Below are 23497 nucleotides of genomic sequence, written 5' to 3' on the forward strand. Positions count from 1 at the left end.
AATGGCCAAGAAGCCCGGTGACGCGACATTCATCAAAGACCCGCTCTGGTACAAGGATGCGGTGATTTACCAGGTTCATGTGAAATCGTTCTTCGATTCCAATAACGACGGGATCGGCGATTTCGCGGGCTTGATCGAAAAGCTCGACTACATTGCCGCGCTGGGGGTCAACACCATCTGGTTGCTGCCGTTCTACCCGTCGCCGCGCCGGGACGATGGCTACGATATTTCCGAATACCGCGATGTGCATAGCGATTACGGCACCATGGCCGATGCCAAGCGCTTCATTGCCCAGGCGCACAAGCGTGGCCTGCGGGTGATCAGTGAGCTGGTTATCAACCATACGTCCGACCAGCACCCGTGGTTTCAGAAAGCGCGTCATGCCAAGCCCGGCTCCAAGGCACGGGATTTCTATGTCTGGTCGGACACCGACCAGAAGTACGACGGCACGCGGATCATTTTTCTCGACACAGAAACGTCCAACTGGACCTGGGACCCGGTCGCCGGGCAATACTTCTGGCACCGTTTTTACTCCCACCAACCAGACCTGAACTTCGATAACCCGCATGTACTTGATGCGGTGCTTGAAGTCATGCGCTTCTGGCTGGACCTGGGCATTGACGGTTTGCGTCTGGACGCTATCCCGTACCTGATCGAACGCGATGGCACCAATAACGAGAACCTTCCGGAAACCCATCAGGTGCTCAAGCGTATTCGCGCCGAGATCGATGCGAACTACCCGGACCGCATGCTGCTGGCCGAGGCCAATCAATGGCCGGAAGACACCCAGCTGTATTTCGGCGACAGCAAGGGGCCGGATGGAGACGAATGTCACATGGCGTTTCACTTCCCGCTGATGCCGCGCATGTACATGGCGCTGGCGCAGGAAGACCGCTTTCCGATCACCGATATTCTGCGCCAGACACCGGAAATTCCGGAGAATTGCCAGTGGGCGATTTTCCTCCGCAACCACGACGAGCTGACCTTGGAAATGGTGACGGATCGTGAGCGTGATTACCTCTGGAATTACTATGCCGCTGACCGCCGCGCGCGGATCAACCTGGGTATTCGTCGACGCCTGGCACCACTGGTTGATCGGGACCGCCGCCGGGTCGAACTGTTGAACAGCATGCTGTTGTCGATGCCCGGCACGCCGACGCTGTATTACGGCGACGAGATCGGCATGGGCGATAACATCTACCTGGGCGACCGGGACGGTGTGCGCACGCCCATGCAATGGTCGATCGACCGCAACGGCGGCTTTTCGCGGGCCGACCCGGCCAGCCTGGTATTGCCGCCGATCATGGACCCGATGTACGGCTTTCAGTCGGTCAACGTCGAAATTCAGGAGCGTGACCCGCACTCGCTGCTGAACTGGAATCGACGCATGCTGGCGGTGCGCAAACAGCAGAAGGCATTCGGGCGTGGCACGCTGAAAATGCTCTCGCCGTCGAACCGCCGCATTCTTGCGTATACCCGCGAGTACACGGCACCCGATGGTCACAGCGAAGTGGTGTTGTGTGTTGCCAACGTTTCCAGCGCCGCTCAGGCTGCAGAGCTTGAGCTGTCGGCTTACGCAGGCACAGTGCCGGTGGAAATGCTCGGTGGCAGCGCATTTCCGCCTATCGGGCAGTTAAGCTATTTGCTGACGCTCCCGCCGTATGGTTTTTACTGGTTTTTACTGGCTTCGGAGAATCAAATGCCCAGTTGGCACGTTGAACCCGCGCAGAGCATGCCGGACTTCCCGACTCTGGTGCTCAAGAAGCGCCTTGAGGAGTTGCTCGAAGAGCCGCTGCGCAGCACCATGGAAAAAACGTCACTGGCTGTTTACTTGCCAAAACGCCGCTGGTTCGCAGGCAAGGGCAAGGACATAGAGCAGGTCAATATCGCGTATGCGGTGCGTTTCGGCGATGAGGCGCACCCTGTGTTGCTCAGCGAAATAGAAGTGACTGCAGACGGCCAGACCGATCGCTATCAGCTGCCATTCGGCTTGCTCGCCGAAGACGACATCAGCAGCGCGTTGCCACAGCAACTGGCACTTGCCAGAGTGCGGCGTAATCGTGATGTAGGGCTGATCACCGATGCGTTTACCCTGGAAACCTTCATTCGTGCAGTGATTCAGGGCATGCAGTCGGATACGGTCATCCCCTGCGCTGACGGCGAGTTGCGTTTCGAGCAAAGTTCGCAGCTGGCACCGCTCGCCCTCACCGCAGAGTCGGAAGTGCGCTACCTGTCTGCCGAGCAGTCGAACAGCTCGGTGGTCGTCGGTGGCAGCCTGGTGCTCAAACTGATTCGTAAAGTCAGTGCCGGGACGCACCCGGAGCTGGAAATGGGTGCTTTCCTGACCAACGCTGGCTTCAAGAATATCTCGCCGTTGCTGGGCTCTGTGGTGCGTGTCGGCAACGACGGAAAACCGAATCTGCTGATGATTGCCCAAGGCTACCTGAGCAATCAGGGTGACGCTTGGGAGTGGACACAGAACAATCTGGAACGCGCAGTACGCGATGAGTTGGCGCATGGCGTTTCCGGCCAGGAACAGCATTACAATGCGTTGCTGGAGCTGGCGGACTTTTCGCGTAGCCTTGGTCAGCGTCTCGGTGAAATGCACCAGATTCTGGCGTCGCCTACCGACAATGCAGACTTCGCTGTTGAAGTCACCAGCAGTCAGGACAGCAAGGCCTCCGGAACCAGCGTCAATGCTCAGCTTGAGCGCGCCTTGCAACTGCTTGAGCAGCGCAAGGGCGATCTGGAACAGGACGATCAGCAACTGGTCAGCGATTTGCTTGCACAGCGCAAGCAGATTCGTCAGCGCGTCGAAGGTCTGGCCAAGCGCTCGGCAGGTGGCCTGCGGATTCGCGTGCATGGTGACTTGCACCTCGGGCAAGTGCTGGTGGTCAAAGGCGATGCCTACCTGATCGATTTCGAGGGTGAACCGGCCCGCGCACTTGAAGAACGCCGTGCCAAGCACAGCCCGTTCAAGGATGTCAGCGGTGTTTTGCGCTCGTTTGACTACGCTGCCGCCATGGCAGTACGCAGCGCACAAAGCGTCGATACCTCGCCTGAGGCTGCCGGTGCTCGCAAACGTGTCGCCGAGACCTACCTGGCGCAGGCGCGGGAAGCCTTTATCGAAGGTTATCGCTCGGCAACGAGCGGAATGGCTCATGCCTGGAAAGATGCAAAAGGGGAGGACGCCGCACTGGAATTGTTCACTCTTGAAAAAGCTGCTTATGAAGTGATCTACGAAGCCGAGAATCGTCCAGCCTGGTTGGCCGTTCCCTTGCAAGGCTTGCGTGGGTTGCTGCAACCGTCTGATGGAGAGCCAATATGAATGCGCCTCACAAAACCGGCACAGGCCGCCGCGCGATTCCCGCTGCTGCGGACCTCGACGCGCTGATCCGCGCGGAACACCGTGATCCTTTCTCGATCCTGGGTCCGCACGGTGACGGCGGCAGCGGGCAATACGTTCGTGCCTATCTGCCCGCTGCGTTGAGCGTGCGTCTGCTGGCCAAAGATGATGGTCGCGAGCTGGGCGAGATGGAAATGAGCGAGGTGCCGGGGTTTTTCGTCGGTCATCTCGAGCAGCCACAGCCTTACCTGCTGAAAATCCAATGGGCTGGCGGCGAGCAGATCACCGAGGACCCTTACAGCTTCGGTCCGCTGCTGGGCGAGATGGACCTTTATCTGTTTGCCGAAGGCAACCACCGCGACCTGAGCAGTTGCCTGGGCGCGCAAGTGACCAACGTCGATGGCGTCGACGGTGTGCGCTTTGCGGTCTGGGCGCCGAATGCCCGCCGTGTGTCGGTGGTCGGCAGTTTCAACAGCTGGGATGGTCGTCGTCACCCGATGCGCCTGCGTCACCCGACCGGCGTATGGGAGATTTTCGTTCCGCGTCTGCAGCCCGGTGAAGTCTACAAATACGAGATCCTCGGTGCCCACGGGATTCTACCGCTGAAAAGCGACCCTATGGCTCTGGCCACTACGCTGCCGCCCGACACCGCGTCAAAGGTCTCTGCGCCACTGCAATTCGAGTGGAACGACCAGGAATGGCTGCAATCACGGACAGGCCGCCACGATGTTGCCGCGCCGCTGTCGATCTACGAACTGCACGCAGGCTCGTGGCAGATGGAGCAGCACGAAGACGGTCAATGGCGACAGTACAACTGGCGCGAGCTGGCTGACCGCTTGATTCCCTATGTGAAGGAACTCGGCTTCACCCACATTGAGCTGATGCCGATCATGGAGCACCCGTTCGGGGGGTCATGGGGCTATCAGTTGCTGGCCCAGTTTGCACCGACTGCTCGCTACGGTTCGCCGGAAGATTTCGCCGCGTTCGTTGACGCCTGTCATCGGGCTGAAATAGGCGTGATTCTTGACTGGGTGCCTGCGCATTTCCCGACCGATACCCACGGCCTGGCGCAGTTCGACGGCACCGCGCTGTACGAGTACGCCGACCCCAAGGAAGGCTTCCATCAGGACTGGAACACGCTGATCTACAACCTGGGGCGCACCGAAGTTCACGGCTTCATGCTGGCTTCGGCGTTGCACTGGCTCAAGCATTACCACATCGACGGTCTGCGCGTGGATGCGGTGGCGTCAATGCTGTACCGCGACTATTCGCGTAATGCAGGCGAATGGGTGCCAAATCGCTTTGGCGGACGCGAAAACCTCGAGGCAATCGACTTTCTGCGTCATTTGAACGACGTAGTTGCGCTGGAAGCCCCAGGGACCATGGTGATTGCGGAAGAGTCGACCGCGTGGCCGGGTGTCAGCGAGCCGACCCAGCAGGGTGGGCTGGGCTTCAACTACAAGTGGAACATGGGCTGGATGCATGATTCGCTGCAGTACATGGAGGAGGACCCGATCAATCGCGGACACCACCACGGCAAGCTGAGCTTCGGCCTGGTGTACGCGTGGTCAGAGCGCTTCGTACTGCCTATTTCCCATGACGAAGTGGTACACGGCAAACATTCGCTGATCGACAAGATGCCGGGTGACCACTGGCAGAAGTTCGCCAACCTGCGCGCTTATCTGTCGTTCATGTGGACGCACCCGGGCAAGAAACTGCTGTTCATGGGCTGTGAATTCGGTCAGTGGCGTGAGTGGAATCACGACCGTGAACTGGACTGGTACTTGATGAAATACGCTGAACATATTGGCGTGAAGAAGCTGGTCAGCGACCTGAACCGAATCTATCGTCAGGAAAAGGCGTTGCACCAGCGCGATGCTGATCCAGCGGGCTTCCAGTGGCTGATCGGCGACGACCAGGCCAATAGCGTGTTTGCCTACCTGCGCTGGAGCAATGATGGCGAGCCGCTGCTGGTGGTGGCCAACATGACGCCAGTGCCGCGCCTGGATTATCGTGTCGGCGCGCCGGTGTCAGGTGCATGGACTGAGTTGCTGAACAGCGACGCGGAAACCTACGCAGGTTCTAACATGGGCAATGGTGGGGAAGTGAACACCGAAGACGAGCCAGCACATGGGATGGAGGCTTCACTGAAACTGAACCTGCCGCCACTTGCCGTGCTGATCCTGAAACCAGTCAAGGTGTAAGCCAAAGTTTTATGCATTACCACACCAGCCTGATGCCCAGGCTGGTACTTGTTCCGACTGCGCCGTGGTCGTCCAGATCACGGAGGCAGTCAGCATTCCAGTGCACACTGGCGCTGTTGCTCATTTTCGCAATCATTCCTGCGCCCAGGCTGCCCGTCGTTGACCGATGCTGAGCCCTGATCTGCTCTGCATGATCGAACGTAAGCGCGTCATGGCCACCCGCAGTGCGCCAAAAGCTGGCCCGTAGGTAGGGCTCTAGCGGTGCGCCTGCTACCTGATAGCTGCCCTTGAAACGCATACCAATACGCCCTGTGGTGTAAGCCTGGCTGTCGAATCCAAGATGGGCAATGCCGTCATGCTGGTCCTGAAGGTCTATGCGTTGGTAGATGATCTGTAGCTGAGGCTCTGCAACCCAGCGCTGTGAGAGTGGCAGCGGATACCCGGCCTCTGCAGACAGGCTCATCACATGGCCTTCAATGTCGACACCTGAGCCCCAGACGGAGCGGCTGCGGCCGTCCAGGCGAGTGCCCATCGCGACTGCGTCAACGTACCCGCCACCGGGTGTCGTCAGCGTCCAGTAGGCACCCAGGCTTTCCCCGTTCAGTTTCAGATGGCCTGTTTCGTAGTTTCTGAAACCTTCAGCAAAACCCTTCACCTTGCCATCCAGACGGTTATGCGCGACGAACAGCCCGACGCGCTGGCTCCACCCGTTTTCCAAGTGCCAGGCATACAGATCATGGCCGATCTGGTAGCCCTTGAATGAAGCGTCCAGGCTTGGGCTCACGTCTCCAGACCAGCGTTGCCTGAAGTCGCTGCCAAACACACGTGCCCATCCGGCAGGCGCCATGCCGTATTGGGCCAGTAGCGCCTGATCACCCTGGCGCTCATGAAAGGTGCCCAGTGAACTCTGGGTCAGTAATGCTGCTACGGGCGTCACTACCGAGTAATTGGCGACCTCGGGGCGATACAGGGCAATCGGCGCTGCGCCGCGAACAGGTTGCGGTAATGGCGGGGTTCCCGGGGCGGGTACTGGCAATGTAGCTGCGGGCAGGGAAGGCACCGGGCTGACCGGTGGATTGGGCGGTGCGGGCTGAGGCGCAGGCTCGGAGGTTGTTGGTGGCTCGGCTATAGGCTCAGGTTCAGGTGTCGGGATGGGTGACGGTGAAGGAGACGGTACTGGTTCAGGTGCTGGCTCGACAGGCGAGGGCGCTGGCTGCGGCGGAGAAATCATGGCAGAGCGCAGGAACCAGCTATTCTCTGAGCCGGCAGAGGCTCCTCCCTTGAACAGATAATATTGATAGGCACCAGCGGACAGTGGGTCTTGCAACGAAAACGCTGCATTGTCGCTGCTGGCACCCTCGATAGCTTGCACCACTTCGATGCCATTGCCTTGAGTCAAGGCACCCAGGCCGCCCGAACGGCTGACGGTTATCCGGGTTGAACCACTGATATGTCCCTGTGCAACTACCAGCGTGTCGCTGGCAGATGCGTCATCGCCAAGCGCCGACTGCAACAGCAGTCTCCCATCGCGACCGGTGTAATTGCCTCTCACAGTCAGTGTGTCGGTGAGCGAATGACCTGCGCCGATCAGGGCCAGCGTTCCGGCATTATCGAGCGTGGCTTGGGATGCCGGGTTAAACGGGACGACACTGCCGGAGGTTGAGGTCAGCCTACTGCCCGCGTCGATATTCAGCGCACCTGTATCGCTTGTGCTGTCGCCCAGCACCAGCGCCCCGGCCAGATCCAGCTGCGAGCCGTTGCTCAGGTTGACGGTCTCCCAGTTGCCATAGCGACCCGGCTGCAAAGACACAGTGTTATCAAACGTCAGCACGTCATTGCCAGGGCCGCCGTCAAGCAGCGGGTTGGCGCTCAGGTAATATTCGCTCAGGTTGTACAGCCGCGCCGCATCATCGCCGTCGGCCATCAACACACTGTTGCGGGCGTAGCCACCGTTCAGCCAATTGAAGCTGTCATTACCGGCGCTGGCACGAACTTCACCACGAATATCGCCACCGCTGAGGGTGATCAGGTCGTCGCCGCCGCTGACGCTGACATTGCCGCCCACAGAGCCGCCCAAGAGGGTGATCGTATCCCTGCCAAAGCCGGTTACCAGGTTGTTGATGATCGTGCCACCGGACATCTCGAACACGTTGTTGTCGAGCTTCATGTCAACTCGGCCAATGCTGCCGCCGGTCATCACCGCAACGTCGCCGTCCTCGAACGCACGAGTGATGGTGCCTCCGGTCATCAGAAAGGTATCTCGCCCGTCGCCCTGGGCCAGCGAGCCCAGCGTACCGCCGCTCATGAAAAAGTCGTCGGGATCGTCGCCCTGGTTCAGGCCGCCGCTGATCTCGCCCGCCGACAACGTGAATGAGTCGATTCCGGCACTCTGGGTGACGTTGCCGAGAATACGGCCTGACTGCATATCAACGCTGTCGATTCCTGACCCATAGCTGATATCGCCGGCGACCGTGCCTGTTCCGCCTTTGGGAAATATCAGAATGTGATTGCCGCTCAGACCGATAAATGGGCCGCTGATGTCACTGTCGCAGACTTGAACGCCGGACGACGTCGAGGACCCAAGTGCGCAGGCTCCCTCCGCACAGGACGGGATAATGGCCAGCATAATGAATGGCAGAACATTACGGGTGTGGTACAGATGAATACAACGGATTTTCATGACAGCTCTCCCGGCCAGGCAGGCAGCAGGGAGGCAATCGAAACGGATCAAGGCGCCAGACTGCCACGCTCAGTGACGTCGCCCCAAGGCTGGCGACGGTCGCTTTGCGGGCCTGTTTTCAAGGCCCGCAGTACGAAGTCAAGAGGTCGTTGGCCGATGCGTCAAGAAGTTGACCGACCGGTGGCGAGATTTAAACTTTTTCTACCAACTATTGGAATTACAAGTAAAAAACTTATGCGCTAAAAGTAGTGTTCATGCTGGATATGTTTGGTTGGCGGTGCGGCGTGATAACCAGATTGTCAGCGCCAGCGCGCACACCGACAGCAACGCCGCGTAAAAAAATATCCAGTCATAGCCCTGACCCAAGGCAATAGCCCCCATTACAGGGCCGGCAATTGCCAAGGCCAGATCGAAGAACACAGCGTAGGCACTCAGGCCTGCGCCTCGGCTGGGGGTAGGTACGCTTTTGATCGCTTCCACGCCCAGCGCCGGGTAGACCAGTGAAAGCCCCACACCGGTTAGTCCGGCCCCAGCCAGAGCAATGCCGCTGCTCGGTGAAAGCCAGAGCATCAGCAGTCCGCAGATCTCCACAGCCATGCAGACGATGGCCGCGTTGTAGCCGCCGAGGCGGTTGATGGCACCGATGAACAGCAGGCGGGCGAGGATAAAGCACACGCCAAACATGCTCAGGCAATAGGCCGCACCTTCCCAGCCGCGGCTTAGATAAAACAGGGTGATGAAGGTGGTCAGCGTGCCGTAGCCGATGGAGGACAACGTCAGTCCCAGACCATAAGGCGCGATCCGGCCGAACACTGACCAATAGGGCAGGCGCTCACCGACTACGACCGGTACCGATGGCTTGTTGCGGATCAGCCAAAGTGCCAGCCCTGCCATCACGATCAAGGCGATCCCCAGGCTGTTGAAACCCACGGCATCGATGACAATCACGCCCAGCGGTGCACCAATGGCTATCGCACCATAGGACGCGATGCCGTTCCACGAGATTGATCGGGCCGTATGTTCTGCGCCGAGTTTGCCGATGCACCAACTGATAGTGCCAACTCCGATAAGCCCTTGGGAAACGCCGAGAAACAGTCGCGCAACGATCAGAATCAACAGGCTCAACGTGGCGAACTCCTGAAGCAGCGTTGCCAGTAACGTCATGCTGCCACTGATGACGATGCCCCACAGTCCGAACACGATAGAGCGCTTGCTGCCCAGCGTGTCGGTCGCCCGGCCGGCAAAAGGTCGACTCAGCAGCGTTGCCAGGTATTGCGAGGCAATGGTCAGGCCTGCAATCAACGGGCTGAAACCCAGCTGGTCGTGAACATAGCCGGGCAGCACCGCAATAGGCAGGCCGATGCACAGGAAGGCGATGAAGGTGTATAAAACGATGGAAACGATCTGCAGGGTAATCGTCATGGAACCGGAGTGTGCGGCAGGCATTGGGCTCTTCGCTGGCAGGCGGTGGGAGTGCCTCATCATGGCGTGCACTGTGACTAAAAGAAAGCAGGCTAACGGTTTTATGGGGGCTGATTATCAGGCAGTTGCTGTTCTGTAGATATGGTCATAGGATGACTGATCACACCACAATAATAAAAAGGTTCACCATGAGAAATATTCTATTGCTGGCCGCTGCAGTCGGTTGTTCGTTTGGCCTGCCTGCCCAGGCAGCCACGTTTGCTTACATTTCCAGTCCCACTGACGGCCTTATATCCCAATACCGTCTGGATGAGCAGAGCGGCGCGCTCAGCCTGGTCGAGCAGACCAAAGCCGGAGACCAGGTCAATCCGATGGCCATCTCACCGGACGGCAAAGCGTTATTTGCAGCGCTGCGTTCCAAGCCTTATCAAGTGCTGAGTTTCAGCATCGAGCCTGCAACAGGGCATCTCAAGCCGCTGAGCCAGGCACCATTGGCCGAGAGCCTGGCCTATTTGTCTACCGATCGCAGCGGGCGCTTCCTGTTCGGCGCATCCTATGGTGCCGATTTGCTCAGCGTACAGCCCATCGATGCGCAACACCGCCCAAGCGACAGTATCCAGACCTACAAGACCGGCATGCATGCGCATTCGGTGCGCACCGACCCGAGCAACCGTTTTGTATACGCCGGTAATCTTGGCGTTGATCGTGTTCTGCAATACCGGCTGGAGCCAAAAGACGGCAAGCTTGTTCCCATTGGCGAGGGCTACGTTGCGGTTGCCGAGAATACCGGCCCGCGCCACTTGGCATTCTCTTCCGATGGCAAATTTCTGTACGTGGTTGGCGAAATGAGTGGCACCGTCACTGCCTTCGCGATCAACCAGAAAACCGGTGCGTTGAAGCAGACAGGCGAGGCGGACGGTATCCCGAAACGCTTGAACCTGGCGCAGGGGCAAGCCCGCGATGCACGCAACAACGATCTCAAGGACGATCCTACCCCGCGTATCTGGGCGGCAGACATTCGCCTCGCGCCGAATGGCAAGTGGCTGTTTATCAGCGAGCGCACTACCAGCAGCGTGTCGGTGTTCAAGGTCGAGCCTGCCAGTGGCAAGGTGACGTTTGTCGAAAACTATCCGGTGCAGGAAAAACAGCCACGCAACATTGCGGTGTCACCCAATGGGCGCTGGTTGCTGGTGAGCGGTGAGAAAAGCGACAAGGTCGGTAGTTACGCCATTGCGGCGAACGGTGCCTTGCAGCGGGTCAGCGAAGCGCCCTCGGGCAAGGGTGCGCTGTGGATTGAAATGCTCAGCCAGCCGGGCCAGTAGCGGTTTTGAAAATAAAAAGCCCTGTCACAAGACAGGGCTTTTTGCTGTAGCAGCCTGACAGGCTTAGAACGAAACGCCCTGGCTGCGCAGGTAGTCGTCGTAGGTACCGCTGAAGTCGATCACGCCGCTTGGGCTGAGTTCGATGATGCGGGTTGCCAGCGAGGACACGAACTCGCGGTCGTGGCTGACGAAAATCAGGGTGCCCGGGTAGTTTTCCAGCGCAAGGTTCAGCGCTTCGATGGATTCCATGTCCAGGTGGTTGGTCGGTTCGTCCATCACCAGCACGTTCGGTTTTTGCAGGATCAGCTTGCCGAACAGCATGCGGCCCTGTTCACCACCGGAAATCACTTTGACCGACTTGAGGATCTCGTCATTGGAGAACAGCATGCGGCCCAGAGTGCCACGTACCATTTGCTCGCCGCCTTGCGTCCACTGGCCCATCCAGTCGAAGAGGGTAGATTCGTCTTCAAAATCGTGAGCGTGGTCCTGAGCGTAGTAACCGATTTCCGCTGCTTCGGTCCACTTGACCGTGCCTGCATCGGGTTGCAACTCGTTGACCAGGGTGCGCAGCAGGGTGGTCTTGCCGATGCCGTTCGGACCGATGATTGCAACACGTTCGCCGGCTTCGACCTGGAAGCTGAAGTCCTTGAACAGTGTCTTGCCATCGAAGCCTTTGGCCATGCGATCGACAATGACCGCCTGACGGTGCAGCTTTTTGGTTTGTTCGAAACGAATGAACGGGCTGACACGGCTGGACGGCTTGACCTCGGCCAGCTGGATCTTGTCGATCGCCTTGGCTCGGGACGTTGCCTGCTTGGCTTTCGATGCGTTGGCCGAAAAGCGGCTGACGAACGATTGCAGCTCGGAGATCTGTGCCTTCTTCTTGGCGTTGTCGGACAGCAATTGCTCGCGGGACTGGGTCGCGACGGTCATGTACTCGTCATAGTTGCCCGGGAACAGGCGCAACTCGCCGTAATCCAGGTCGGCCATGTGCGTGCACACGCTGTTCAGGAAGTGACGGTCGTGGGAGATGATGATCATCAGGCTGTTGCGCTGGGTGAGGATGTTTTCCAGCCAGCGAATGGTGTTGATGTCCAGGTGGTTGGTCGGTTCGTCGAGCAACAGCACTTCCGGATCGGAGAACAGTGCCTGCGCGAGCAGCACGCGCAGTTTCCAGCCGGGCGATACTTCGCTCATAGGACCGTTGTGCTGCTCGATGCCGATACCCAGGCCCAGCAGCAGTTCGCCGGCACGGGACTCGGCAGTGTAGCCGTCCATTTCCGCAAACTCGGTTTCCAGCTCGGCCACGGCCATGCCGTCGTCTTCGCTCATTTCCGGCAGCGAGTAGATGCGGTCGCGCTCGGCCTTGACCTTCCACAGCTCTTCATGGCCCATGATCACGGTGTCGAGCACCGTGAATTCTTCGTAGGCGAACTGATCCTGGCGCAGCTTACCCAGTCGTACGTTCGGCTCCAGCATCACCTGACCGCCCGAAGGCTCGAGGTCGCCACCGAGGATTTTCATGAAGGTGGACTTGCCGCAGCCGTTCGCGCCAATAAGGCCGTAACGGTTACCGGCGCCAAACTTGACCGAGACGTTCTCGAACAAGGGTTTGGGGCCGAACTGCATCGTGATGTTAGCTGTGGAGATCAATTACTTTACCTATCAATAACTTGGGCAATAACTGGGGAGCGCTGGTGTCAGCGGGTGTCGGGTTTTAGACCCGACCGGAGCTGTTCAGCCTGCTCCGCCTGAGCATGAGCTGATCCAACGGGCATACGTCTACAGCAACGGCAGCCTGCCATGGCCGCGTTGCCGGGATATGAATGTGGGGGTTCATGCCAGACATTGGCGCGCATTGTCGCATAGGTCGGGCGGCAGTGACATGGTGGACGGTGCCGGATTGCCGAGTTGTCCACGTTCCGGCCTGCTCAGGAGCCTGTTGGGTAGCCTTGCTCAAAGCGTGTGCACAAGGCAGAGGCAGGCGCGATTTCAAAAGAAGTCGCAGAAGAAAGATACTGAGTCGTCACATTGCCTGATCGGGAGGTCGTTTACGTTCGGCTAGCGCTGTAACGGGCAACGCTCACTTTAAGTCGGGCCTCATCAATGCTCAACTTGGGAATGACTTCATCCGGAACTCGCGAGCTGTCGGATAAATTGAACACTTGAAAATCATCCCCGACTACATGCTTCGACATAAGTTCCAGTGACGGGAGAATTCTTGATTCGTAGTGCTGGTCCAGTCCACAAGGCGAGCACACATCTGTCGACGATTCATAGAATCGGCCTGCAGACTGGTTCATATCAAAGCCCACAAGAAAGACGCTATCAAAACCAAGGTGATAAGACAATTGCAAGGCGAGATACATGACCGTGCGAGCGTCGAAAAACCCCAATTCCAGGTTTTTGCTGAAGCCGATATCCCTGCTTCTATGACTCCATAAAGACACTTTTCTGACCAGTGCGTCGTCTCGTGAGCAGAGCGCCGCAACCGTGGATAACCTCGGTGATTTCTTCAGCGCATAGGCGCGCCCGGAAGGCCTGGGAATGCCGGAGCTGAACTGGTCTTCCCAGAGGCCGACATTCTCGCTCTCGCGCATTGCCGCGGCGAACAGCTCGGGCTGCTGATTGGGAAAGTCCCGGTCAGTACACACGTAGAACAATGGTTTGATGTTCGTTTCTGCAAACATCGAGAACGCCCCGTTCATGGTAATCATAGGGACGTCCGAAAAATCTTGAATCGGGAAGTTTCGGGCAGATTGACCTGAGCCAATCAGAAGAACCGGGCCTTTTCTGGTGCCTCTACATTTGCCGAAATCAAGTACGCGGGTCGGCTTCGGAATGTGGTCTTCAGCCGATTTGCGAAGATAAGCAGTCGCATTGATGGATTGACTAGTCATGACTACCCTGTAAGCACTAGTGGCAAATTAGTTGGGACATTTTGCGCGCAATACTACTGGCTGGTGGCCATTAGTTCAACATCAAAGAGTTTCGAAAGCGTATCATACTGGAAACATCACGCCACAGATTGATGGCTCATTTTTGAGAATTTGCCATTTCTTTACAATGTTCTCGGATGTAAGGCATGGCGCGCGGCGTTGTTTAATGTTAATTGACTAGTATCAAACTAGTGGTTAATGCTCCTGTCGCTAGATGCACTTAACGCAACAATACTGTGTATGCACACAGTCTTGGCGCTGTGCGGGGGAAGGAAGGCGCGAGAGGGTGAGGCTGCAAGGCCCGGCTATTACCGGGCCTCCTTGTTGTGACGAATTTGTTGGTGGCTAATCGGATTTCCGTTCCTGCCGCTTCCTCCTGAACCAGCTCCCCAACGCGTGGAAAGGGTGAATGAACATCGCAATCGCTCCGAGCAGAAAGACGATGGAGACAAGGATCAGGCCAAGGCCCTCGTGTGCAAACATAGTGATTGACTCCTGTTGTTCACTTTGTCGGTCCGCTGAAGACTAGCCGCTGAAACGTTTCACCTCATGAAGAAAAGTTAATGAACTTTCCAGGCGGGCGCCGCGAGGCGAGCTTTTGCCTGGCTAGTGCTGTCGCGCCGAAGCTATGAAGTACTCGCGTTTGTTGACTCAAATAGCTGAGAAGGAGCGGATTTTCCGTGAGCCGGTCTGGGGACGGGACTTCTCAAAATTCACCTGTCGCGGAACTAGATGAGGTGACGACGAGACTATAAGCACGCTCGCGTTCATCGGGCCGTGCCTATGAGCGCGCATTCTCATCACCCGGAGGTTCCTGACATGAAGTCCCTTTTCCGTCCAGTCTTGCTGCTGGCTGTTGCTTTACCCCTGTTGCTGACTGGCTGCGGGGATAAGGAGCCCGAACAACGCACTGCGTTCACTCAGTTTCTGCAAACCCGAATTATCGACAAGCCAGGTGTGCACGTTCCCAAACTGACGGACGATGAAAAGAAAGCCTTTGGTGACTACAGCTCGCACTATGCCGTTATTTCCGACTTCGGCGCGGGCATGGACACTGCAGTGCAGCCTCTCGCTGGCTTGATGCAGAAAGGATCCTTTCGCTCGGTAAGCGATGTCATTCAACGTCGCGCAGACCTGGCTGCCGTGCAGACAGGTCTGGATGAGGTCGGCGAGAAGTTGACCATCGAGCAGGGCAAGGCCGATGCGGCACATGCCAAACTCAAGCAGCCCGATGACTTGAAAGTCGTTTACGACAAGGCTTATGACCGGACTGTGAGCGTGCCCGCCAACACGTTCCGTGAAGTCTTGCCGCAAATAAAGGGCACGTTTTCGAGCGGTCTGAAGGTTGCCGATTATGTGGACGCGCACAAATCGCAAATCGATATCTCCGGTTCGGCGATAACCGTCAAGGATCCGGTCGTACAGGCTGAACTCAACAAATTGCTGCAAGAGCTGAACGAGCAGGGCAAAAACGCTCAGCAGGCTCAGGCTCGCCTGCAATCGCTCATGACCGGTCGCTGAGACTGATCTGGCAGCTTGCCCCGGCCTTGTTGCCGGGCCAGGCCGTATGTCGGGTATGATTCGCGTGTCTGTTTGCCTGACCCGGGGCCTGCCTGTTTGATAATCAAACCTCTCTTATCGACGATTGCCCTGCGTGAAGCAGTGCCCGCTGACGCTATATGCCTGAGCGCGCTGGGCATGCAGGTCTTTCTCGACACCTACGCAACGCAGGGCATCCGTGAGTCCATCGCACGCGAAGCCCTCGACGCATTTTCCCCGCAGGCGTTTGCGCATCTGCTTGGCGCATCGGAAACGCTCATTATCGTGGCTGAATCTCTTGGGCATCTGATCGGCTTCGCTCAGGTAACGCTGTGCGTCGATCACCCGATGCTCGGCGTATCGACGGCTGCCGAGTTGCAACGCCTCTATGTGCAGGAACGCTTCACTGGATGTGGAGCAGGGCGACTGTTACTCGAAGCCGCCGAGCAGCGCGCTACGGCCAGAAAGGCGGCGTTGATGTGGGCGACTGTCTGGGTTGGCAACCCGCGCGCGTTGGGGTTTTATCCGCGGCAGGGTTATGAAGTAAAAGGTTCGCCACGTTATGAGTTTCAGGGCGAAACGCATGAGAATAGGCTATTCGCCAAACTGCTCGGCGGGTCAAATCTGACGCGGAATTCTGTTTGATCAACGATTGCAGATGTGTGTCCCTGTGAGCGCAGCGGAACTCCGTGACGCCTCACAAGACTCGCGTTTATCCTTGCGCATCATTCTGAGCATTGTTGCCTTCAAGGAGTCGTTGCAGTGACCACCATCAAAATTACCGCAGGCGGATACGAGTTTCTGGCCGAAGCCAATCCGGATGCGCCGCAAACGGTGGAAGCGTTTCTCAAGCTGCTGCCTTATCGGCAGAAATTCATTCATGTGCGCTGGAGTGGCGAAGGCTGCTGGGTGCCGCTGGATGATTATCAACTGAAGCTGAATGACACGTTGATCGGTTTCGAGAACGCAACGAGTCATCCTTCTGTGGGCGACATTCTGTTTTATCCGGGTGGTTACAGCGAAACCGAGATTATCCTGGCGTACGGTTCGTGCTGTTTCGCCAGCAAGATGGGGCAACTGGCCGGCAATCACTTTCTGACCATCACTCAAGGCAAGGAAAACCTTCGCAAACTGGGCGTCAAGACGCTTTGGGAAGGCGCTCAGGATGTGGTTTTCGAGCTGGCCTGAGCCTGCGGTTATTGCGCAGTAGTCATTTGCCAGCATTTCTCGGAACTGCTGATCTTCGCCAGGGGTCTAGTCCACAATGCTTCCAGCTCCCGGAAGCCGACCTGGAGACAAGACCTTGAATATCTTTGAAGCATTGCGTGAAAGCCATGATCGTCAGCGCGGTTACGCCGACGCACTGATCCAGACCAGCGGCGACAGTGTCGAACGGGAAAAAGCCTACAAACAGCTCAAGGATGAGCTTCAAGCTCATGAGACAGCCGAAGAGCGGTTTTTCTACATTCCCCTGATGGCCCACGACAACGGCGTGGACCTCAGTCGCCATGCCATTTCCGAGCATCATGAAATGGACGAGATGATGGAAGAGCTCGATGAAACCGAGATGTCGAGCCCGGCCTGGCTGGCGACTGCGAAAAAGTTGTCGGAAAAAGTGCATCACCACTTGAAGGAAGAAGAGCAGAAGTTCTTTCAGATGGCAGGCAAGTTACTTGATGAAAAGCAGAAAGAGAGCCTGGCTGGTGAGTACGTGAAGGAATACGAAGAGCAATTGGCTGAGGGGTAACAGGCCCGTGCAGTGCTAGAATCGGCTTTTTTATCAGCTAAGGCACGACATGAAGCTTCTGTTTTTGACGAGCGCAACGGTGATTGCGGCAACGGTTCTGGCCGGGTGCGCAGCGCCTTCAAACTCAGCACGTGCGGCAGGGCCATTCAAGGTCCTGTCGAGTGCCAAGCAGGATGCCGCCGTTGCCCAGTGCATTCAGGTGACCTGGCAGAACGAAGCGATGTTTGGCACATCTTCAGATGTGTTCCTGCATGATCTTTCCGGTGGCGGCTTCACCGTGTTCACTACCGAATCCAGGTATTTCGCAGACGTACACGCCAAAGGTCCTGCCACTGCTGTCGAGTTCTACGCCCCGCAGGGCGATACCCAGGCCGCCTTGCGATCTGCTGCGATTGCTACCTGCCTCTGACTGAATCTCTTGCCAATGCTCCCGCATTGGCAAGCAGTTCGTGGCGCTTTGCCTCCTATCTTCACTGCGGCGCGACCATTGCGCCTGCACCAGTACTGCGTACTCGATAGCGCGCGCGCACAAGAGTGGGGCCTTACCACTCAAACGTGACAAATGGTAGCGATGTCCTCAAGCCGTAATATCACCCAGCCATCAACTCCTTCATCTCCAGCCTTTTGATTTGCCTCGACATTTTTATGCGGTGTTTTTCGCAGGCCTCGTATGGCACACTTTCTGCTATCTATTCCGTTGTTACATACCATTGTCCGCTATAGCGGAATAAAAATACTTCGGCGGAGTCTATGTCATGCATCGCGGACCTTCTTTTGTGAAAGCTTGTGCGTTTGTCCTTGCAGCCTCATTCACGCTGGTCAACGCGGCTCAGGCCGCCGAAGGCAGCAAGCTGGATGCAGTATTGAAACGTGGCAATCTGGTGGTGGGTACAGGCAGTACCAATGCCCCATGGCATTTTCAGGGAGCGGACGGCAAGTTGCAGGGTTTCGATATCGACATCGGCAGGATCATCGCCAAGGGCCTGTTCAATGACCCGAGCAAGGTCGAGTTCGTGGTGCAGTCCTCGGATGCGCGAATTCCCAACCTGCTGACCGACAAGGTTGACATCAGTTGCCAGTTCATCACCGTTACCGCCAGTCGTGCACAGCAGGTGGCGTTCACCTTGCCGTACTACCGCGAAGGCGTAGCGTTGTTGCTGCCTGCCAACAGCAAATACAAGGAAATAGATGACCTTAAAGCCGCAGGCGACGGCGTGACCGTTGCCGTGCTGCAGAACGTATATGCCGAAGAACTGGTGCATCAGGCACTGCCCAAGGCCAAGGTCGATCAGTACGACAGCGTTGACCTGATGTACCAGGCGATCAACTCGGGGCGCGCCGACACGGCAGCCACCGACCAGTCTTCGGTGAAATACCTGATGGTGCAGAACCCTGGGCGCTACCGCTCGCCGGCTTTTGCCTGGAGCCCGCAAACCTACGCTTGTGCCGTCAAACGTGGCGATCAGGACTGGTTGAACTTCGTCAACACCGCCTTGCATGAAGCCATGACCGGTGTCGAGTTCCCGGCTTACGCCGCTTCGTTCAAGCAATGGTTCGGTGTCGATCTGCCTGTGCCTGCAATCGGTTTCCCGATGGAATACAAATAAGTCCACTCTGACCTTCAAGGGCAGGGCAGGCCATCGGGCTTTCCCTGCCAGGTACGGGCAAGCATGAATTATCAATTGAATTTTGATGCCGTATGGCGCGACTTTCCCAGCTTGCTGGCGGGGTTGGGCCTGGGGCTGGAACTGGCCCTGATCTCGATCGCCATCGGCTGTGTGATCGGGTTGGCAAATGCATTTGCGCTGCTGTCACGTTACAAGGCACTGCGAGTTGTCGCGTCGATCTACGTCACCGTGGTGCGCAACACGCCCATTCTGGTGTTGATCCTGCTGATCTACTTCGCCTTGCCCGGGCTGGGCATTCGCCTGGACAAGCTGGCGTCGTTCATTGTCACGCTGTCGCTGTACGCTGGCGCCTATCTGACCGAAGTTTTCCGTGCCGGTTTGCTGAGCATCCACAAAGGTCAGCGCGAAGCAGGGTTGGCCATCGGTCTGGGCGAGTGGCAGGTGAGGGCATACATCATCGTGCCGGTCATGTTGCGCAACGTGTTGCCAGCGCTATCCAACAACTTCATTTCGCTGTTCAAGGACACCTCACTGGCAGCCGCCATTGCGGTGCCGGAGCTGACCTACTACGCGCGCAAGATCAACGTCGAAAGCTACCGGGTGATCGAAACCTGGCTGGTGACCACTGCACTCTATGTAGTGGCCTGCTATGTGATCGCCATGCTCTTGCGCACCCTCGAACAACGTCTGGCGATTCGCCGCTAGGAGGTTGTCATGTATCAACCCCCTGGCTGGTTGCAGGAGTTGTGGACCGCGCGAGAAGTGCTCTGGTCCGGCTTTTTGACCAGTATCCAGTGCTCGGCGCTGGCGATTGCCGCAGGTACGCTGATCGGCATGCTGGCCGGTCTGGTGCTGACCTACGGCGGATTCTTCGCACGGTTGCCGATCCGACTCTATGTGGATCTGATACGCGGTACGCCGGTGTTCGTGCTGGTACTGGCAGTCTTTTATATGGTGCCAGCGCTGGGCTGGCAAATCAGCGCGTTTCAAGCTGGCGCAATAGGCCTGACGTTGTTCTGCGGCTCTCACGTATCGGAAATCGTGCGCGGTGCCCTGCAGGCCATTCCCGCTGGCCAGCTGGAGGCTGGCAAGGCGATCGGGCTGCGTTTCAATCAGTCGCTGCGCTATGTGTTGTTGCCGCAGGCCATGCGCCAGATCCTGCCGACGTGGGTCAATTCCTCGACCGAGATCGTCAAAGCTTCGACACTGCTTTCAGTCATCGGTGTGGCTGAACTGTTGTTGAGCACTCAGCAGGTGATTGCGCGCACGTTCATGACCCTGGAGTTCTACCTGTTTGCAGGTTTTCTGTTCTTTCTCATTAATTACGCCATTGAGCTTCTTGGGCGGCAAATCGAAAAACGGGTGGCATTGCCATGACACAGACTCATAACGCAACCCCCGGCCCGGCGCTGCTCAGCATCGAAGGCCTGCACAAGTCCTATGGCGCAGTGGAAGTGCTCAAGGGGGTCGATCTGCGTATGCAGAAAGGCAACGTTGTTACCCTGATCGGTTCCAGTGGCTCGGGCAAGACCACCTTGCTGCGCTGCGTCAATCTGCTGGAAGAGTTTCAGGGCGGTCATATCCGGCTTGAGGGGCAGGATATCGGTTACAGCGACGTAGGCGGCAAGCGCACCCGTCATCCGGAGCGGGTTATTGCACAGCACCGGGCAATGACTGGCATGGCATTTCAGCAATTCAACCTGTTTCCGCACCTCAGCGCTCTGCAGAACGTGACCCTGGGCCTGCTCAAGGTCAAGAAGATGCCCAAGGATCAGGCCATTGCCCTGGCGGAAAAGTGGCTGGACCGGGTCGGGCTGCTGGAGCGCCGCAATCACTTCCCCGGCCAGTTGTCCGGTGGTCAGCAGCAGCGGGTCGCAATTGCCCGTGCCATTGCCATGAATCCCAGCCTGATGTTGTTCGATGAAGTCACTTCTGCGCTCGACCCGGAGTTGGTCGGCGAAGTGCTGAGCGTTATCAAGGACCTGGCCGAAGACGGCATGACCATGCTGCTGGTGACTCACGAAATGCGTTTCGCCTATGAGGTTTCAGACCAGATTGTATTCATGAATCAGGGGCGTATCGAGGAGCAGGGGCCACCCAAGACACTGTTCGAGCAACCGAAATCGACGCGCTTGAGCGAGTTTCTCAAGAACATCCGTTTTTAACGTTTCACGACGTCCAATGCTTCAAGACAAGGAAAAACTCATGACTATTACCCGTTATGGCGCAGGCAGCACCGCAGGGGGCGGCCAGCCACGTCCATTCGCCCGAGCAGTCGAGGCCGACGGCTGGTTGCACGTTTCTGGCCAGGTGCCTGCGCAGGATGGCGAGATTATCGTCGGCGGTATCGTCGAGCAGACCCACCAGACCATGCGTAATCTGATCGCGATCCTCGACGAAGCCGGTTATGCGCTCGAAGACGTAGTACGTGTCGGCGTGTGGCTGGAAGACCCACGGGACTTCTGGAGTTTCAACAAGGTGTTCGGTGAATACTTCAGCCCCGAGCATGCACCGGCGCGCGCTTGCGTGCAGGCCAGCATGATGGTCGACTGCAAGGTCGAAATCGACTGTATTGCCTACAAACGCAAATAGCACACGTACAGCTACACGTTGCAAGCCGGAAGCCCGATCACCTGAGGCTTTTGGCTTGCCGCTTTCCCAAGGAACGAATCTCATGACCGAAGACACTATCAAGCGCCGGGCACGTGGACTGGACCGGGCGTTCGATATCCTGGATTTTCTCAAGGAAAAGGCCAGGCCCATGCGCCCCAATGAGATTGCCAGCGGGATCGGCAGCCCCAAATCGACGGTTTACGAGCTGGTGGCATCGTTGCTGGAGCGGCGGATTCTGGAGACGGTGGGCAAGGACGGGCATGTCTATCTGGGCCGTCAATTGTATTTTCTGGGGCAGGCACACTTGCGGCACTTCGATTTCACTCGCGAGGCGGAAGTCTGCCTGGGCGAGATCGTCAGCCAGACGCGGGAAACCGCGCAGATGTGCCTGCTCAACGGCCGGAAATACACCGTTGCGCTGATGAAAGAGGGTGAGCGGCATTTCAGGATTTCCTCGGACATCGGTGAAAACGCGCCCATCCCGTGGACCGCTTCCGGGCGTCTGCTGCTCAGCCACCTCAGCGATCAGCAGATCATCGACCTGATTGATCCCGAAGATTTCATCCTCCCGGGTGGCGAGCGTCTGCCGCTGGAAACCTTTTTGCGGGAGATCCGTAAGGCAGGCGAAGAGGGTTTCTTCTCCTTCGATAGCGTGGCCGACACCTTCACGCACTGCTTCGCCGCGCCGGTGAAAAACGAGCACGGTCAGTGCATCGCAACCCTGTGCATTGTCGCGCCGCGTGCCGATGCCAAGACCCATTACGACGATTATCGGCGGGTGCTGATCGACAGCGCCAACAGCCTGGCTCGTCGAATCAACGAATAACTGCAGGAGATTACTGATGAGCACCGCCGTAATGGACAAGGGTATTGCGCAACCGGGTGACAGCCTGGTCACTGATGTCAGCCTGCCTGCACTGGTCATCCATCGTCAGGCGCTGGATCACAATATTCGCTGGATGCAACGTTTTGTCACTGACAGCGGTGCAGAGCTTGCACCGCATGGCAAGACCAGCATGGTGCCAGCGCTGTTTCGGCGACAGTTGGACGCGGGCGCATGGGGCATGACCCTCGCCACGGCGGTCCAGACCCAGGCCGCTTATGCGCATGGCGTACGGCGGGTGTTAATGGCCAATCAACTGGTCGGCGCGCCGAACATGGCGGTGATTGCCGATCTGTTGGCTGACCCGATGTTCGAGTTTCATTGCATGGTCGATCACCCAGACAATGTCGCTGCACTGGGCCAGTTTTTCGCGGCACGCGGCCTGCGCCTGAACGTGATGATCGAATATGGTGTACCCGGTGGACGCTGCGGCTGCCGTACCGAAGAGCAGGTCTTGGCCCTGGCGGATGCTGTTCAGGCGCAACCGGCGCTGGCGTTGACGGGTATCGAGGGTTACGAAGGCGTCATCCACGGCGACCATGCCATCGATGGCATCAAGGCTTTTGCGGCGTCGCTGGTGCGCCTGGCTGTCGACCTGCAGGACAAGGGCGCATTCGCTTTGGATCGCCCGATTGTCACTGCATCCGGCTCGGCGTGGTACGACCTGATCGCTGAAGCATTCGATGCCCGGGCCGTTCGCGAGCGGTTCCTCAGCGTGTTGCGCCCTGGCAGTTATGTGGTGCATGACCACGGCATCTACAAGGACGCGCAGTGCTGCGTGCTGGACCGACGTGCCGAGCTGAGCGAAGCGCTGCACCCTGCGCTGGAGGTCTGGGCGCATGTGCAGTCCATGCCGGAGCCGGGTTTTGCGGTGATCGCCATGGGCAAGCGCGACGTTGCCTACGATGCAGGGCTGCCCAACCCGCTGCTGCGTTACAAAGCTGGCGTGCAGCCTGCATCAGGCGACGACGTCAGTGCCTGCAAAGTGACCGCCGTGATGGATCAGCACGCTTTCATGACCGTCGCGCCCGGATGCGAGTTGAAAGTTGGCGACATCATTTCCTTCGGTACCTCACACCCGTGTCTGACCTTCGACAAGTGGCGTTCAGGTTGTCTGGTGGATAATGACATGCGAGTGATCGAGCCTTTCAGCACCTATTTCTAATTCCGGTAT

19 protein-coding genes are annotated in these 23497 nt (G+C 57.7%); 15 read left to right on the top strand and 4 right to left on the bottom strand.

Annotation, left to right across the window (positions count from 1 at the left end; all coding sequences use genetic code 11):
- The first annotated feature begins 1 nt into the window (after position 1).
- Both treS and glgB read left to right on the top strand, forming a co-directional pair.
- Positions 2-3328: a maltose alpha-D-glucosyltransferase gene (treS, locus tag RYB66_RS06755; RefSeq protein WP_005743618.1), complete on the top strand. Its 3327-nt coding sequence runs from the start codon at positions 2-4 to the stop codon at positions 3326-3328.
- Positions 3325-5550 carry a 1,4-alpha-glucan branching protein GlgB gene (glgB, locus tag RYB66_RS06760; RefSeq protein WP_005743619.1) on the top strand — a complete coding sequence of 742 codons (2226 nt, stop codon included), beginning with the start codon at positions 3325-3327 and terminating at the stop codon, positions 5548-5550. Before treS ends, glgB begins: the two co-directional genes overlap by 4 nt.
- A gap of 16 nt (positions 5551-5566) precedes the next feature.
- On the opposite strand, the gene RYB66_RS06765 is transcribed toward glgB, so the two are convergent.
- Positions 5567-8230 carry an autotransporter outer membrane beta-barrel domain-containing protein gene (locus RYB66_RS06765; RefSeq protein WP_316894106.1) on the bottom strand — a complete coding sequence of 888 codons (2664 nt, stop codon included), beginning with the start codon at positions 8228-8230 and terminating at the stop codon, positions 5567-5569.
- Between the two features lie 252 nt (positions 8231-8482).
- Positions 8483-9676 (bottom strand): MFS transporter, encoded by a 1194-nt coding sequence (locus RYB66_RS06770; RefSeq protein WP_005743621.1) that lies wholly within the window; start codon positions 9674-9676, stop codon positions 8483-8485.
- 164 nt (positions 9677-9840) lie between these two features.
- On the opposite strand from RYB66_RS06770, the gene RYB66_RS06775 reads away from it, so the two are divergent.
- Positions 9841-10974: a lactonase family protein gene (locus RYB66_RS06775; protein ID WP_016981269.1), complete on the top strand. Its 1134-nt coding sequence runs from the start codon at positions 9841-9843 to the stop codon at positions 10972-10974.
- A 63-nt stretch (positions 10975-11037) separates the two neighbouring features.
- Here RYB66_RS06775 and RYB66_RS06780 read toward each other — a convergent pair whose 3' ends face one another.
- The gene (locus tag RYB66_RS06780) at positions 11038-12627 is read right to left on the bottom strand and encodes an ABC-F family ATPase (protein ID WP_002553692.1); all 1590 of its coding nucleotides are present in this window, start codon (positions 12625-12627) and stop codon (positions 11038-11040) included.
- 398 nt (positions 12628-13025) lie between these two features.
- On the bottom strand, positions 13026-13874 hold the full coding sequence (locus tag RYB66_RS06785) for a hypothetical protein (protein ID WP_005777524.1): 849 nt from the start codon (positions 13872-13874) through the stop codon (positions 13026-13028).
- A gap of 858 nt (positions 13875-14732) precedes the next feature.
- Between RYB66_RS06785 and RYB66_RS06790 the strand changes: the two genes are divergently transcribed.
- The 12 genes from RYB66_RS06790 to RYB66_RS06845 all read left to right on the top strand — a co-directional run bounded on the left by RYB66_RS06790 (position 14733) and on the right by RYB66_RS06845 (position 23488).
- Entirely contained in the window at positions 14733-15434 is a 702-nt protein-coding gene (locus RYB66_RS06790) for a DUF3053 domain-containing protein (protein WP_005732846.1), read from the top strand.
- A gap of 96 nt (positions 15435-15530) precedes the next feature.
- Complete coding sequence (locus RYB66_RS06795) at positions 15531-16097, top strand: GNAT family N-acetyltransferase (protein ID WP_162181495.1); 567 nt, start codon at positions 15531-15533, stop codon at positions 16095-16097.
- 117 nt (positions 16098-16214) lie between these two features.
- Entirely contained in the window at positions 16215-16640 is a 426-nt protein-coding gene (locus tag RYB66_RS06800; RefSeq protein ID WP_002553696.1) for a DUF3830 family protein, read from the top strand.
- Between the two features lie 115 nt (positions 16641-16755).
- Complete coding sequence (locus RYB66_RS06805; RefSeq protein ID WP_005743629.1) at positions 16756-17199, top strand: hemerythrin domain-containing protein; 444 nt, start codon at positions 16756-16758, stop codon at positions 17197-17199.
- Between the two features lie 49 nt (positions 17200-17248).
- Complete coding sequence (locus tag RYB66_RS06810; RefSeq protein WP_004665522.1) at positions 17249-17608, top strand: hypothetical protein; 360 nt, start codon at positions 17249-17251, stop codon at positions 17606-17608.
- 346 nt (positions 17609-17954) lie between these two features.
- Entirely contained in the window at positions 17955-18806 is an 852-nt protein-coding gene (locus RYB66_RS06815) for a transporter substrate-binding domain-containing protein (RefSeq protein WP_005777518.1), read from the top strand.
- A 63-nt stretch (positions 18807-18869) separates the two neighbouring features.
- Positions 18870-19532 carry an amino acid ABC transporter permease gene (locus RYB66_RS06820; RefSeq protein WP_005777516.1) on the top strand — a complete coding sequence of 221 codons (663 nt, stop codon included), beginning with the start codon at positions 18870-18872 and terminating at the stop codon, positions 19530-19532.
- 9 nt (positions 19533-19541) lie between these two features.
- A complete protein-coding gene (locus RYB66_RS06825; RefSeq protein ID WP_004665521.1) occupies positions 19542-20204 on the top strand; it encodes an amino acid ABC transporter permease in 663 nt (220 codons plus the stop codon).
- Complete coding sequence (locus RYB66_RS06830) at positions 20201-20992, top strand: amino acid ABC transporter ATP-binding protein (RefSeq protein WP_057404568.1); 792 nt, start codon at positions 20201-20203, stop codon at positions 20990-20992. The genes RYB66_RS06825 and RYB66_RS06830 overlap by 4 nt, the downstream gene beginning before the upstream one ends.
- A gap of 40 nt (positions 20993-21032) precedes the next feature.
- Entirely contained in the window at positions 21033-21419 is a 387-nt protein-coding gene (locus tag RYB66_RS06835; protein ID WP_005743631.1) for a RidA family protein, read from the top strand.
- Positions 21420-21501: 82 nt separating this feature from the next.
- Positions 21502-22266: an IclR family transcriptional regulator gene (locus tag RYB66_RS06840; protein ID WP_005743633.1), complete on the top strand. Its 765-nt coding sequence runs from the start codon at positions 21502-21504 to the stop codon at positions 22264-22266.
- A gap of 16 nt (positions 22267-22282) precedes the next feature.
- Entirely contained in the window at positions 22283-23488 is a 1206-nt protein-coding gene (locus tag RYB66_RS06845; RefSeq protein WP_005743634.1) for an amino acid deaminase, read from the top strand.
- Positions 23489-23497 lie beyond the last annotated feature (9 nt).

The sequence above is a fragment of the Pseudomonas syringae group sp. 243L2 genome (assembly GCF_032587875.1).
In the GTDB taxonomy this organism is placed as follows: Bacteria; Pseudomonadota; Gammaproteobacteria; order Pseudomonadales; family Pseudomonadaceae; genus Aquipseudomonas; species Aquipseudomonas amygdali.